The 13,904-nt window shown below is 52.5% G+C and carries 13 protein-coding genes; 6 read left to right on the forward strand and 7 right to left on the reverse strand.

Going from position 1 to position 13,904, the window contains the following annotated elements; all coding sequences use genetic code 11:
- Nucleotides 1-32: 32 nt before the first annotated feature.
- Nucleotides 33-1,070 (forward strand): energy-coupling factor transporter transmembrane protein EcfT, encoded by a 1,038-nt coding sequence (locus tag JMJ16_RS31370; protein WP_201388006.1) that lies wholly within the window; start codon nucleotides 33-35, stop codon nucleotides 1,068-1,070.
- 524 nt (nucleotides 1,071-1,594) lie between these two features.
- Here JMJ16_RS31370 and JMJ16_RS31375 read toward each other — a convergent pair.
- The 3 genes from JMJ16_RS31375 to JMJ16_RS31385 are packed head-to-tail and all read right to left on the reverse strand — an operon-like array spanning nucleotide 1,595 to nucleotide 3,914.
- Nucleotides 1,595-2,305, reverse strand: a complete 711-nt coding sequence (locus JMJ16_RS31375; RefSeq protein WP_201388007.1) for a response regulator transcription factor — start codon at nucleotides 2,303-2,305, stop codon at nucleotides 1,595-1,597.
- Nucleotides 2,256-3,386, reverse strand: a complete 1,131-nt coding sequence (locus JMJ16_RS31380; protein WP_201388008.1) for an ATP-binding protein — start codon at nucleotides 3,384-3,386, stop codon at nucleotides 2,256-2,258. The genes JMJ16_RS31375 and JMJ16_RS31380 overlap by 50 nt, the downstream gene beginning before the upstream one ends.
- A gap of 39 nt (nucleotides 3,387-3,425) precedes the next feature.
- Nucleotides 3,426-3,914 carry a FixH family protein gene (locus JMJ16_RS31385; RefSeq protein ID WP_201388009.1) on the reverse strand — a complete coding sequence of 163 codons (489 nt, stop codon included), beginning with the start codon at nucleotides 3,912-3,914 and terminating at the stop codon, nucleotides 3,426-3,428.
- Between the two features lie 766 nt (nucleotides 3,915-4,680).
- On the opposite strand from JMJ16_RS31385, the gene JMJ16_RS31390 reads away from it, so the two are divergent.
- On the forward strand, nucleotides 4,681-5,916 hold the full coding sequence (locus JMJ16_RS31390; protein WP_201388010.1) for a glycosyltransferase family 4 protein: 1,236 nt from the start codon (nucleotides 4,681-4,683) through the stop codon (nucleotides 5,914-5,916).
- On the opposite strand, the gene JMJ16_RS31395 is transcribed toward JMJ16_RS31390, so the two are convergent.
- Nucleotides 5,840-6,715, reverse strand: a complete 876-nt coding sequence (locus tag JMJ16_RS31395) for a DUF72 domain-containing protein (protein WP_201388011.1) — start codon at nucleotides 6,713-6,715, stop codon at nucleotides 5,840-5,842. The two genes, JMJ16_RS31390 and JMJ16_RS31395, sit on opposite strands and share 77 nt — an antisense overlap.
- Before the next feature lie 248 nt (nucleotides 6,716-6,963).
- On the opposite strand from JMJ16_RS31395, the gene JMJ16_RS31400 reads away from it, so the two are divergent.
- Together JMJ16_RS31400 and JMJ16_RS31405 are read left to right on the forward strand one after the other, a co-directional pair.
- A complete protein-coding gene (locus JMJ16_RS31400) occupies nucleotides 6,964-7,359 on the forward strand; it encodes a hypothetical protein (protein WP_201388012.1) in 396 nt (131 codons plus the stop codon).
- Nucleotides 7,360-7,631: 272 nt separating this feature from the next.
- Complete coding sequence (locus tag JMJ16_RS31405; RefSeq protein WP_201388014.1) at nucleotides 7,632-8,558, forward strand: C39 family peptidase; 927 nt, start codon at nucleotides 7,632-7,634, stop codon at nucleotides 8,556-8,558.
- Between the two features lie 104 nt (nucleotides 8,559-8,662).
- On the opposite strand, the gene JMJ16_RS31410 is transcribed toward JMJ16_RS31405, so the two are convergent.
- The 3 genes from JMJ16_RS31410 to JMJ16_RS31420 all read right to left on the reverse strand — a co-directional run bounded on the left by JMJ16_RS31410 (nucleotide 8,663) and on the right by JMJ16_RS31420 (nucleotide 11,916).
- Nucleotides 8,663-9,775, reverse strand: a complete 1,113-nt coding sequence (locus JMJ16_RS31410; protein WP_201388016.1) for a L,D-transpeptidase — start codon at nucleotides 9,773-9,775, stop codon at nucleotides 8,663-8,665.
- Nucleotides 9,776-9,922: 147 nt separating this feature from the next.
- A complete protein-coding gene (locus JMJ16_RS31415; protein WP_007904804.1) occupies nucleotides 9,923-10,723 on the reverse strand; it encodes an inositol monophosphatase family protein in 801 nt (266 codons plus the stop codon).
- 116 nt (nucleotides 10,724-10,839) lie between these two features.
- Nucleotides 10,840-11,916 (reverse strand): DNA methyltransferase, encoded by a 1,077-nt coding sequence (locus tag JMJ16_RS31420; protein ID WP_201388018.1) that lies wholly within the window; start codon nucleotides 11,914-11,916, stop codon nucleotides 10,840-10,842.
- Between the two features lie 187 nt (nucleotides 11,917-12,103).
- On the opposite strand from JMJ16_RS31420, the gene JMJ16_RS31425 reads away from it, so the two are divergent.
- Together JMJ16_RS31425 and JMJ16_RS31430 are read left to right on the forward strand one after the other, a co-directional pair.
- Nucleotides 12,104-13,429, forward strand: a complete 1,326-nt coding sequence (locus JMJ16_RS31425) for a hypothetical protein (RefSeq protein WP_201388020.1) — start codon at nucleotides 12,104-12,106, stop codon at nucleotides 13,427-13,429.
- A 39-nt stretch (nucleotides 13,430-13,468) separates the two neighbouring features.
- Nucleotides 13,469-13,867 (forward strand): hypothetical protein, encoded by a 399-nt coding sequence (locus JMJ16_RS31430; protein WP_201388021.1) that lies wholly within the window; start codon nucleotides 13,469-13,471, stop codon nucleotides 13,865-13,867.
- Nucleotides 13,868-13,904 lie beyond the last annotated feature (37 nt).

The raw sequence follows: 13,904 nt of genomic DNA on the forward strand, positions 1-13,904 counted from the left end.
AGGCAGGAGGTCCATGAGAGAAGAAAGAGATAATGCTACAAAATTTGCCGATTGGCGTCTATTATCCTGGTCAAAGCTTCCTCCATCATTTGCGAGGGCGTACCAAGCTAGTGCTGCTCTTCTGGTGTGCGATCTGGCTGTATATCGCGGAGACGCGTACATGGCATTTTGCGCCTTATATCGTAGGTATCATCCTGCTGGCTGCGACGATTTGCGCTTCAGGCATCGCGCCGCGCGCGCTCTGGTTGCGCATGCGCTTTCTCCTGCTGCTGTCCTTGCTCGGCTCACTTACGCTGCCCTTTGCCACCGTCGTCCCTAAGGACGATCGTGCGCTCTACACGTTGGGTCCCTGGCCTGTTTCTTATAGTATTGCCCTGAACGGGCTACTGGTTATCCTTGGCGTTTCCCTAGTCGTGGTGGCCTCTCAGTCTCTCCGCCTGTCTGCGGTACAGGCCTTCTGGCGGCGTCCATGGGTGAGGCGGCTCCGTTTTCTCGCCTGGGTTCTGCTGCTTGGCTCTCTGGTGGGTATCTGGCTGCTTACTGGTAGCGCCGGAACCCAGATGTTGGCGCTTGGGCCTGTGTTTGTGACGCGTCTGGGCGTCTGGTATGTCTTTGAGGTGGAAGGGCTATTGTTGCTCTATGCCTTTTCGCTGCTGATTATGCTCACGACCTCGCCGGTCATACTCGTTGAGAGCGTTACCAGCTTGATGGCCCCCTTGCGCCTGGTACGCTTCCCCGTTGATGATTTCGCCTTGATGCTGCTGATCGCGTTGCGTTTTATCCCGACACTCTTGGAGGAGATTGAGCAACTTAGTAAGGCACAGCAGGCTCGTGGAGCGTCACTGGCTGATGGAACCCTGGCCGGGCGCTTTCAGGGCTTTACCATGCTGGTTATTCCCCTGATGCGAGGTATATTTCAGCGCGCCAATGATCTCTCAACAGCGCTTGAGGCACGAGGATATGCCGTCGATGGCAAGCCGACCATGTTACACGAGACTGGATTGCGGGGAATGGATTATGTGACGCTTGTTGCTGTCCTGGCCCTGACCATTAGCTCGCTGCTGTTGTAGGTAGAGCGTGCAGAGTAAGAGGTATGCTCTCTGCTCGTTCAAGACAGCCACTGTCTATAGTTCTCCTGCCGGATTTGTGTATGTCGTTTTCTCAACCTGAAGTATTATATTCCAATGAATCTCAATCGTATCTTAACAAGTCGATAACCCGTTCTTCTACTCCATCGGCTACTATATGCCCTGGGGAACGAAATCGACTACATGCTCTATATATATGTAGCGTTTGTAGAGACGAATGATGCCCGGGTTAAGTACCGCTTATTTGCGCATCCTGCGTATAGGACTATCTATAAGCGATTGCTCCTCACTTTAATATGCGGGATGAAAACGTCAAATGATGTAATCATGTTGAGGTTTCAGATGAGCGGTACTGGTGAGCTGTCTTGGGGGAGAAAACTTATCAATGACCCGGCATCTGGGTCCCTGTTGGGGGCAATAGGAGAGAGTTGCGAAACGACTCTCTCCTATTGTGTTTTTGGCGGCCAGATGTCCTATAGAGTATCACTGGTTGGCCTAATTTCTGGCTAGATTTGAGGTGAGATCAGGCCATAGTGCAATGCAAAGCGCACCAGCTGGGTAATGTCATGCAATCCCAGTTTCTCCATCATGTTTGAGCGGTGGGCCTGCACTGTTTTGATGCTAATGACCAGCTTATCGGCGATCTCCTGATTGGTAGAGCCCTCAGCAACCAGCTTCAAGACCTCCATCTCACGCCCAGTGAGCGTTTGTAAGGCTTTGTCTAGCTTGGCCCTTTGGGGAGGGAGTGAGCCAGGTTGCTCAGGCGGATTCTGTGGCGCGACATAGGCGCGAATCAAGGCTTTAGCCAGACCTGGGTAGAGGAAGGCCCCACCTTGCGCGATAGTACGTACCGCGTTGCACAGTTCCGTGGGCGCCGCTTTCTTGACAATGTAGCCTGCGGCCCCTTTTTTGAGCGATTGGAGAAAATATTCTTCGCTCTCGTGCATAGTGAGCATAAGCACCTGCGTGCCAGGGGCCAGGGCGCGAATACGCTCGCAGGCCTCCAGCCCGTCGAGCTGAGCCATACTAATATCCATGACGACGATATCGGGCCATTGCTCCTGAACGAGCTTGATTGCCTCCAGGCCGTTACGGGCCTCGCCCACGACGCGCATATCGGCCTGGGCTTGCAGGAGGAGCGTTAAGCCTTGGCGTAAGAGGTCATGGTCATCGGCCAGGACAATACGCGTGATTCGTACTGGATTGCTCTGGGTCATAGCTTCTTCCTTCCTCCAGAATCTGTGGAGATGTCGCCTGTGCTGGCAGGGGGAGGCAGACATCGATATGGGTGCCCTGTTCTGGCTGTGAGCGCAGGGTTAGTGTTCCCTGGAGTAACGAGGCTCGTTCACGCATACCAACGACTCCCGAACCTGCATGCGCCCTGGCGGGATCATAGCCGCAGCCTTGATCGCTAATCTGGAGCAAGAGATGTTGCTCGGTCTGGCGCAGTGTTATCCTGGCCTTCTGTACCTGGGCATGGCGTGCCACATTGGTCAGGCTCTCCTGGGCGATGCGAAAGAGCGTCGTCTCGTAAAGCGGTGGCAGGGCATGAACCTCTTCGCTTATGCCCTCAAGCGTCAACCCAACCTCCAATTGGAGCCGTTGCGTGCTATCTTCAACTAGCCAGCGAAAGGCGGCTGCCAGCCCCAGGTCGTCCAGGACGCTGGGGCGGAGCTGTTGCGCCAGGATGCGTACTCCCTCAAGGGTCTCTTGCGTGAGTTGGTTCAGGTGTAGTAGGCCTTGCTCAAGCTGCTGCCGGGTCGCGGGGTGCATCTCCTGTTGGGGCAGGAGTTGAAGCTGCTGGCGCAGTAGCTCGTTATGAATAAGGAGTGCTGTCAGATTCTGCCCCGCCTCATCGTGCAGCTCCAGGGCGATGCGCCGGCGCTCATTCTCTTGTGTCTGGAGAATGAGGCGCGTTTGCTCTTGCCGTGTATGTTCCAGGCGATCAAGCATGGTATTAAAGGAGAGTGCTAGCTCGCCAATTTCGGTGTCTACATGCCTATCAAGAGGTGCTCGTAGTTGAGTCTCTCCTGCACTGATCTGGCGTATGGTCGCGAGTAGGCTAAAGAGGGGGCGGAAACTGAGGCGGAGGAGGATGAAGTTGATCACCACAGTTGTCAGGGTCGCCACGACGATAAAAGCAGTGTCTAGCAGGTAATGCGCGGATTCAAGGTTATGGCTGGTAACCCAGAAGCCGACCTGGGCCTCGCCCAGGAGCATGAAAGTATTGGCGAGAATGACTTTCTCGAAAAGTGAGAGTCGCCAACGTCGAACCTGCCGCACGAGAAAATGAATCACTGTCTGCTCGCTTCACATAGTATACTTTGGTGTTTGATGCTATATCTTGCCATAGTCTAGCATAGATTGATAGGCACGACTATATCCTGGCCTGTTGAGAAGGGAGAGCGCGTGCGAACCTGCTGATGAGGTATATGGGTCTTTTTCGACTTTGACATGCAGTATATAGGTAAGGGGGGCGAACCCATCGGCCTGTGTCTGAAAGGTGATCTCCCAGGTTCCCGCCATCGTCAGATACATATGTATCGCGTATTGGCCCGAACCCAACGGAGCGACGTGTGAACTAATGGGTTCCATCTGCATATTGGGCATCTGGGCGCTGGGCGTTACCTGCGCCTGGTTAATTGGCAGCCCTTGAGTATCTGTGAGATGAAGATGAATAAGTGCCGCATGGTTGGCGACCAGGCTCTCCTCACTAATCTGTACCTGGAGTTTGGCTGGAATAATCGCGGGTCGAAGTAGCGCCACGCTCAAGACGCCAACACAGACAAGAGCCAGGAAAAACCAGAAAAATGGTCGTACACGCATCTGCTAGAGATCCTTATCACTGTAGAGAAAATGAACGTTTGCCGTCTTCATTATCTATAACATAGAGATCTGTCCCTGTCTATTGGAGTAAGTCCCTATTTTTGCTTTGTTCCACCCTACATTGTAGCGCCGCAGGCGCGAATTTGTGAGTCCCCAATGAGAGCAAGGCTAGACTATTGCAGCTAATATACAGTGCAATAATCTAGCCTTTATCCACCTAACGCTCGATTGGTGAAACGGAAATAGAAGAGTGGTAGGGGCAGAAGTCGAGGATGGGCGAGAAAATTGCTTCTTGTGCAGTATCTACACCTTAGAAAAATAGACGAGGTAAGATTTGCCCAATACTGGTTGTTTGTTGAGATCACCCTGCCCAAGGGTATCCAATCAAGTTTCCGCTTTTATGCATCTATATCTTTCTCTGGTCTTAGGCTTAAACTATAAATAGATGATATAGCTAAATATTATATCGTTTAGCGGTGTTCTTAATGCAGCAATAAGGTTTTGCTTATTTTTCATTTTTGTTATATAATAAAAATAAATATGCATGCATCCTTTTATAAGTGTGTAACAGTTTTGCGTGACACACCGTGTTAGAGATGATAAAGAGAGATCAATGGTTCTCTCCTGTTCTCTTACTACCGGTGCTTGAGGAGGCAAGCATATTGTGTATACCTCGTCTGCCGGTTTCACCCGCTCCTGTTCATGGATGTTCTGAGGTGGTTGGCTCAACTTTGTAGTGCGTTGAACTGCCTGGAGAAATTATCATATGAACATCGTACATATTGCTCCCGCCTGGATTTCTATTCCACCTAAAAATTACGGGGGGACTGAAGTTGTCATTTATAACTTAATCGAGGAGCAGGTCGCTCAGGGACATTCTGTCACCCTTCTTGCTCCTGGTGATACCAAAACATCGGCACGCCTGGTCTCATTTTTACCTAAAGCGCTTGTGGAGGATGACGTACCCTGGTACGCTCATCTGAAGGCGTTCTATCATTTGCAAAAATCTGTTGAGTATATTCGTGAGCATACCTTCGATATAGTGCATATGCATCTCTCTTCTGCCTCTGATATGTACCTCCTGCCGCTCACCGCGAGCCTCTCGGTTCCCAGAGTTATGACGCTCCATAGCTGCTTTCCCTTTGACCGGGCAGGTGCCTATATTGGTGACGCGGACAGCTATTATATGGACTGGCTTGCCGACGTGCCACTGGTCGCCATTAGCGAGCAGGCGCGTAAAGAGGTTCCTTATGACCTCAAGTTTCTGGGTGTGATTCCTCATGGTCTGCCTATGCAGGTGTTTATGCCGACGACCAGCGAGCCAGAGCCATACCTGGCCTGGTTAGGACGTTTCGTTCCTGAGAAGGGGGCGCACCTGGCGATCGCTGCGGCGAAGGAGGTGGGGGTGCCACTGGTGCTGGCGGGCATTGTGGATCGTCACCTGCCAGAGGCTGTTCGTTACTTTGAGGAAGCGATTGAGCCTGAGCTTGATGGAGAAAGGATCAAATATATTGGTCCTGTCAATATGGAGCAGAAGCTCGACTTCCTCAGTCGCGCGAAGGCGCTGCTCAATCCCATTACCTGGGAAGAGCCTTTTGGTATGGTCATGCTTGAGGCAATGGCGCTAGGTTGTCCTGTCATCTCCTTTAGGCGAGGGGCCGCTCCCGAGGTGGTGCATCATGCCAGGAGTGGTTTCCTGGTCTCCAATCTTGAGGAGATGGTGCAATCTATAGCACATATTGAGGAGCTTGACCGTGCTCAGGTGCGCGCTCATGTGGGGCAGCATTTCTCGGTCAAGGTCATGGCTGAGCGCTATACGCAGGCTTATCGCCGTGCCATCGCGACCCATGTGCGCAACCATTGGACGCGTCCAGCCCTTGTGACATCTCCCATTGTTCATCTGCCTGTCTCTCCTACCTTGATGGCTAAAAGAGACGACCTTGCGTCGGCTGTGTTTCCGTCGCTGACGACTCAGTTTCCCATGGCAGAGACGGAAGCATGACGTGTGCCTTGATGCGGGTATAGAGTTCACGACAGATTGCCGGTGAGTGCTCTTCAAATGGGCAGTGGCAGAAAGCATAGACGGTTGTTCCCTGCTTGAGCCATGCGCCCATTTGTTGTGCCCACGTATCGAGGAAGGGGGCGTTGACCTCCATGCGCGGATGCCCGATATAGCGGACAAAGGCAAAGTCTGTAGTGTGAGCTATGTGTACTGGTAGATTGGGTTTGCGTTCGCGGGCCTGGAGCATCTGCTGCTCGCTGCTCGATCCTGTGCGTATCGGGCGTGTATCCATAACCACACGTGCTACCGCATAGCGCTGGAGCAACTCGTCCAGGGGCTGGGCATGGGGTGGTTTAAAGAAGTCGGAATGGCGCACCTCGACGGCGAGGCGTGCGTCTTGCGGCCAGAAGTCAAGGAAGTGTTCGAGTTGGGTCAGTTGCCCAGGACCAAAGGAAGAGGGCAGCTGTAAGAAGATAGGTCCCAGGCGCTCGCCCAGTCCGCGTATGCGCTCAAGGAAGTGGAGCGCGGCGCTCTTTTGCGCGTCGAGTGGCGCGCTATGGCTGATATCACGTGAGACCTTGGGGCAGAAGCGGAAGGTATCTGGGGTTTCCTGGCGCCAGCGCGCCACGGTCTCCTCGGAGGGCAATGCGTAAAAAGTTGTGTTGCCCTCAACGCAGGTCAGTCTTCTACTGTAGAGGCGTAGAAAATCGCTCGCGGGTGTCTTTGCCGGAAAAAAATCTGTTCCCACCCATGCTTTGTAGCCCCACATGGGACAGCCCAGGTAGAAGTGTGGTTCCATTGTATGTGGTCCTCCTCCCTTGCTTATGCTCAGCGTGTGTGTATGCTCTGGATGCTTGCGCATGCTTTGCCGGGTCAGTATAGCATATTTGCTTTATATTCTCTCGTTGACTTGTGTAAAAATGTCGGATTATTGTCGATTTCGCCTTGTACTTTCGCATCCTGGCTGGTAATGTTGTGTTTTGGTATTATTCGAGTATTTTGCTCTTTAACACGCTTGCTTTTGCGAAAGGTCCGGGTGCGCTTCCGATGAAATTGCAGACAATTCTTGATCCCGTTGAGGCCTCTCCTCCTGAGACCCAGACACAACCTCTGCGCCGCTCTGGCGGCTGGACCCCTTTTGCTCTTCCTCGTATTGGTCTCCATCTCCATAGCGACGGCGAACAGTTGCTCCTGGCGAACCGGACTGCTATCTCCTGGGTGATCTACCACAAATTTCACCAGCTTGGCGTTATCGATGCCGATGAGACGCTCTTGCTCTCCCTCCCCAAATATGGATCCTTGAGTGTACGTCCCCATGGGACCAATGATAACGCGGAGTTTCTGGTCCTACCCTTGCACCATACCATTCAGCAGGTGGTCATTTACAGACATACGATGGGTGCAAATATAGAAATCTATGATATGAAGGGCATGGCAATCTAAGGCATATTCCTCCACCGACAATACGAAAAGTTGCTACCGTTGCGTTCTTTTCTCAAGAGAAGGACTTGCTGTTTCTCCGAATATGGAAAGACTCCCATCATATGGCCGTTTTGGGGGATGGGTTAGTTATGTGGCGAGTACCTGGGCTATACTTATGGATGGCTAATTATGAATGTAAAGATTCAGGGAAAGCGTAACGGCGCATCTTTCCATGCGCAAGCAAGGATTCTTGCGCCCCAGAGATTCTTACAATATTAATGGGGTTTTTGTATATGTCGGCTGCTGCCATCACATCATTTCTGACTGTCGTGATGCTGTCTATTGTTGCTTTTGTTGCCGTGAGTGCCTGGCGTGACCATCAACGTAATAAGCAGATGTTTGCCGCGCAAAATCGCCTCCCGGCTCACCCCCTGGATCGCCACGTGACCGCTATTTTACACCTGCATGATGGGCAGATTGTCTCCGTTGAGAAGCCTACAGGCGCGCTCATGCCTGTTTCGAGGCCGTCGCCCTGGTATCAGCATCGTCGCTCGCTGGTTTCGCTGGGCGTGCTTGTGCTCTTTGTGTTGACACTCTTCGTGCAGACTGGGATCGCCGGCGGAAGCGTCAAGAGCTTCTCGCAGGGTCTGAGCCTGGGCCTGTTTAATACCTCCGCCAATGGCGATAAAGCGTATGAACCCACGAGCCATGGTATGCCTACCAGTGCTAGCTCGCTCCTGGTGCGAGTCGATTCGGCTGACGCTCATCAGTATGCCAACCTGTATCAACTCCAGGTCTGGAGCTACTCTTCCTGTTCAGGGATTGCCTTAGAGATGGTGATGAATGCCTATGGGCGTCATCTTATCGCCTCTGATGTGTTGACGCAGGAGCTAAAACTGGGGGTGTGGGACGTCAATCTTGGCCTTTTGCGCGAAGAGGGAATCGCGATGACTGCTGATAGCTATGGCTTCAATGCCAGCGCAGGTCGGACTCGCACCCTGCAACAGGTCATTGATAGCGCAAATAGCGGCGCTCCGGTCATTGTCAGCGTGCGCGATTCCTTCTATTTTCCAGGTGGTCACTTTTTTGTCATTCGCGGTGGCGATAGTCAGAATGTCTATATTGCTGATTCTGCTCCCTCAAACTTCACGCGTATGCCCCGTGCGATGTTTGTCGGAATGTGGCAGACCTTTAGCGCCGTGCTCACTCCACGCGAGTAGATATGCGCAGTGTATATCCCTTGCAGGGAATGCCTCTTATGAGAGAAGCGCCCTGGCAACCTTCAGGCTGCCAGGGCGCTTCTCTTTACTTGTATATTGGTAGATTAGTAGATGAAGACGCCGGTATATAACTGGACGAAGCCATAGACCTGGCTGGCGTTCTCCTTGGAGAGGTTGACGCAGCCGTGGGAGCCTTGGGAGGAGAAGGAGTCACCGCTATCGTCGGCGTGGGGGAAGTTCGTTCCCGGGCCATAGTTGACGCGCCACCAGCTATCGTGGATGAAGTAGCCTTCGCTATGGTACTGCATTGCGTAGTTGATGGGTGTGTCAGGATAATAGTCGGGATTTCCTGGTTTGACCCCTGATTTAAAGACGGTCGGCGCTTTTTTGCCCTCTACCCACCAGGTTCCTGGAGGGGTTGGCTTATTGGGACGCCCGGTCGTGACCAGGAAGGCCTTGACCAGCTTCCCATGGTCGTAGAGGCGCATAGCCTCTTCACTCAGTGAGACAACCACGACTTTGCTGTCCATCTTGTTATAGTGTTTGAGCATGTCCATGTCGCTCTGGTGGACCTGGTTGTAGGGTGTTTTGTCGGCGCTGGCTTTTTTCATTTCCTGAAAATTGTACAGGTACATCTGCTCATTCTCGATGGCCTGCTGGTAGTCAGCAACGTTCTTCGCGGCGTCCAGGTCATCTTGAATCCACCCACCAATCCCGTTGGAGCCATATTCAAAGCCCAGTGGGTAGTTTGTATTGTCGTAGGTGTCATGATAGCTATGCCCGTTGCCCCAGTCACTGACCTGTTTGGCCAGGTTCTGTTGCAGATTCTTACTCTCGGCTTTGAGCGCGTTGAGTTGAATGGAGGCAATCTGGCCGTTAAGGGTATTCAGGGCAGTCTGGTAAGCAGACGCCGATTTTGCGCTGTCGAGTGCCTGCTTTGATGCGCTAAATTGTTGGTCATATGTGGTGGTATCACCACCCGATTGTTTCATCAGGGTGATCCATTGTTGAAAGGTTTGCAGCTTAGTATCGCCTTGATTCTTGAGCGAGGCATCAACCGTTGGCGTGGAAATGCTCGTCCCCGTGGTCTGATTAGCGGAGTTGGGCAGGCTGCTACACGCGCTCAAAAAGAGCAGGCCAAGAACGATCACACCTGGAAGTAGCCTGGTGAGCCGTCTGTATCTCTTGTCTCGATGATGACGTTCTCTATTGTGCATGGCCCCCTCTATCTCTCTAGCCAGCCTATCTGGCTCTCATATAGAAATGCGTGTATATATATGAATATTCGTCAATGGGAGCGTATCTAATATGTCTGTATATACACAAGAGTACCTTTATCCTGTGAGGAAGAACAATGAACCACTTCACAATAATTTTGTGAGAATGGCCTCATGCAGCTCTTTGGTTCCGGCAACGACCAGTGAATAGCCCTCGGTCAAGTTCTGGATTGGACGCAAAGGGTTTCCCTGGTGATCGCTGACAACTCCCCCTGCCTCTAACACGATGCTGGCGGAGGCGAGGAATGATTCCCCCGTGACGACATCTCCCACATCTATATAGGCGTCGTATGTGCCGCTGGCGACATAGACGCAATCAATGGCTGTGCTTCCCGTACGGCGAATCTGACTGGTCGTAGGCGGCTTTGTCAGAAGATTGCGTACCACGCGTTCATCGCGCTTATCCAGGTTTAAACCCACCAGACTATGTTTAAGACTGGTAGCATGACTGGTCTGGCAGCGTAGGCCATTGCGGAACGCTCCCTTTCCACGCTCAGCCTGGTAGACGCTCCCATTAAAGAGATCTCCCACAAGTGCCCATTGGACGTGCTCGGGCACAACCGGGGCGTCAATAGGGAGGACTGCCATGGCCACGGCTGCGATCATAATGCCGCGCGCCACGTTGGTAGAGCCGTCAATGGGATCAATAATGATCCGATACTGGACGTTGTCGCTGGTGGAAAGGGTTTCGCGTTCTTCCGTGACGATTTCAAAGCCATGCCCACTCTGGATTAGACCTTCGATAATAATATCTTCCGCGTCCCGATCGAATTGCATGGTTGTGTGCTTTGAGGATTGGTGATAGACTCTGGCTCTATCCCGGTCAAAGCGTTCTGTTTGCGAGTAGTGTCGCACCTGGCGAAAAAGTTGCTCTAGCAATTCAAGCATGGCTATTTTTGTTATTCCAATTTCTGACTACGTACATAGAAACTGCCTATGTATGCTCATTATAGCATACGACCAGGATTAGCCTCTCTCTATGTAGTATCAAGCCATTGAAGATTTTAGCCGAAGTTGCTCTCTTTTGCTTGTAGCGTATATAGCCTTTTATAGGGGTAATGCAGCGTGTGTCGCTGGAGTCGCTGGCTGGTGGTGGTAATGGCCAGCTCACTCTTGTCGCAGGCAATCCATCTCCGTTTCAGGTGCTCCGCCACGATTGGCGTGACACCACTGCCACAGAAGCAGTCCATGACCAGGTCGTCCTCCTCGGATGAAGCCAGGAGAATGCGTTCCAGGAGCGCGGCGGGCTTCTGCGTGGCGTAGCCTGTACGCTCGGGATCGCGCTGGTGCAGATGGCTGATATCGCTCCAGACATCGCTGGGAGGAATGAGCGTATCTTCGCTATAGGTATAGAGCTTTCCCGCTGATTTGATTGTCCAGCTAATCTGTCCATCTGGCCCCACGATCTGGCGCATATGGTTGCGTTTCTGCGCCCCACGTCGTTCACCGATGCGCTCTTTATGGAAGCAATAGTCCCCGGACTTGGTGTAGAACAGGATAGTGTCATGTTTGCGCGTATAGTAGCGCCTGGTCTGTCCCCCGCTCTGGTAGTGCCAGATGATCTCATTTTTAAAGCCTCCCCCATTGCCCTGAACGTTGAAGCCAAAAATTTCATCCAGCATTACTTTAACGTAATGGCTGGTGCGCCAGTCGAGATGAAGGTACATGCTGCCAGCCGGGGCAAGGAGTTGATGGAGGGTCTGGAGAATGGGATAGAGCCATTGCAAGTAGGCATCAATGTCATTGTTCCAGGTATCGCTATAGGCCAGTTGCTCTTTGCGGCCAAAGGTGCGCCCGGTCATAAAGGGTGGGTCAATGTAGATGAGATTGACCTGGTCATGAAAGAGTGGGAGGAGAGCTGGCAAGATATCCTGGTTATCACCCCAGATGAGCCGATTAGACCATCCAGGCTCATTATTGACTTCTGATGTTTCGTCCATGGTAATCAACTCAATGGGCGGGCGCGAGGTCGCTAAATTGCTCCCCTCCGTGTCACTCGTTTGCTGCTGTTTCTTTTTCCATACCAGTTCGGCCATCTGCTCTTGCTCCTGCTCGCTATGCTGTTCTTTTTTTGCCTTCAAACTGTACCATATGTCGCCTGGCTTGAAAAGGATGAGAGAGGGGCTGCCTATAGCCTCTTTGGGCTATGTCTCTGCATAGATAGGCTGCGATATAGTGGCATACTCTGATATAGTTTGTATCGATGTGTTTATTGTTATGAGCTCCAACCGCTGAACTCTCTAAATGTAGATGTTGAGGTTATTTGCTATGCGGCGATCTCTCTCTCTGACGATGCTTATTTTGGCTGTGGGCCTGGTGTTGCTTCTAGCCGCCTGTAGCCCAAAGAGTGGCTCTGTGCCTTCAGGTATCCCCGATACTGGCAATGGTACTCCGGCCGTGCTTGTTTCGCCCACCCCCACGCTACAGGCGGCTTCTGCTGGCTCAAAGATTGGCTTCTATACCTTTGTGCGTCAGAATCAGCTCTGGATGGCGCTCAATAGCGAAAATGCGACTCAGGTAACCCATTTCGACTTCTCGCAGGCGCCGGAGGTGTTCTGGCAGTCTCCTGCCTGGTCGCCTGACCATAAACACCTTTCTTATCTCTTTAATGCTCTGCCCGCGGGTGTTGGTGGTGGTGGCTGCCCCGAGCCAGACTATACCGCTACCAGTAGCCTGTATGTGCTTGATACCAGTACCCAGCAATTGACGTCCATCACCCTGCCCCAGGTCGCGACAGATGCCAGGGCGGAGGGAAAACCTCGTAGCGATTCCTGGCAGTACGCCTTCTGGGAGGATGCGCAACATCTCCTGGCATGGTACAATGGCGTTACAGGAAAAACAAGCAATGATGCGGGCCTCTACCGCTATGATTTGCAGACGCATAGCCTGATTAAGGTCGTTTCGAGCGAGCAGCTTGGCGCAACCTCGCCTATCAATGCTCAGCAGGGGCAGTCGATGCTGCTCTCATTGCGCTATCGCCAGGGACAGCTCTATTATGAAACGGTAGAACAGCCTGGGCAGCAAGATAGCCACCTGGCGATTTATCGTCTGTCGGTCAATGACGTGGGCGCGCCGCGCCAGCAGGTCGTGGAATTAGGCAAGGAGACCTGGTGTGCTGGAGGACAAAGCAGTGCGCTAACTCAGCCTGGTTGGGATATCTCGCCTGATGGGACGAAGCTCGTTGTGCAGAAGATTGAGAACGGAACGCCGGGTCAGGAGGCCAGCTCGCTCGATATTGTGCCGGTTGATGGAAGCGCCACGCAAAAGGTATTTTCGCAGGCGCCTGCGACTTTTCTGGCCCAGAATGCGTTGCTGCGTTGGAGTCCTCAAGGTAACGCTGTTGTGGCCTCCGAGCGGCATCATATTACTGGTCAGGGGCCTTACCTGGTCTTCCTCGATCACCCGCAAGATACCCAGGCGTATGCGCCTTTCGTCTCAGGAGGTGTCTCCTGGCGCAGCGATGGGCAGGCCTTCGCGCTACAGAGCAGTGAGGCCGCCGAAGGTATGGCGCCCTCTGACGTCTACTTGTTTGCTCCTGGCGAAAAGAACGCGCGTCTCTTAGAGAAAGATGCCCGCGTGTTCTCCTGGGGATAAAAATTTTCTTGGGATAAAAAATTTCGGGGATACGTTCGCATGCAATTAGTAATTCTGTCTTTGCTCAGTATTATTGCATATATTGGTGGTTTAGTACTCATCTTGCGCATCTCTCCCAGGCTATTGGGCGCGGCCTTTGATGAGCCGCGCTTTATGGGGCTGGCCATTCTTGAAATCCTGGGTGCTATTCTGATGTTTGGCGCGGTGGTGATCACCTTCGCGGTCTTTAATGGCGCTTTTCCTATACGCGTCCTGGATTTTGTCTTCCTGGTAGGTATCTTTATTGTCTCGGCCAGGGTGGCTCTGTATAGTTTTCAGCCGCCGGCCCATATGTTGCGTCGCACGCACCGGGTCTCGCGCATTATTACAGCCGTCTTTGGTATCTTCCTGGCGCTAGCGGCCATCTTCTACGTCGTCCAACTCTTTACCGCCAGTTAATTAGTAGTAGGAGAAGCATAAAACGCCCGGCAGCCAG

This window comes from Ktedonobacter sp. SOSP1-52 (genome assembly GCF_016587395.1).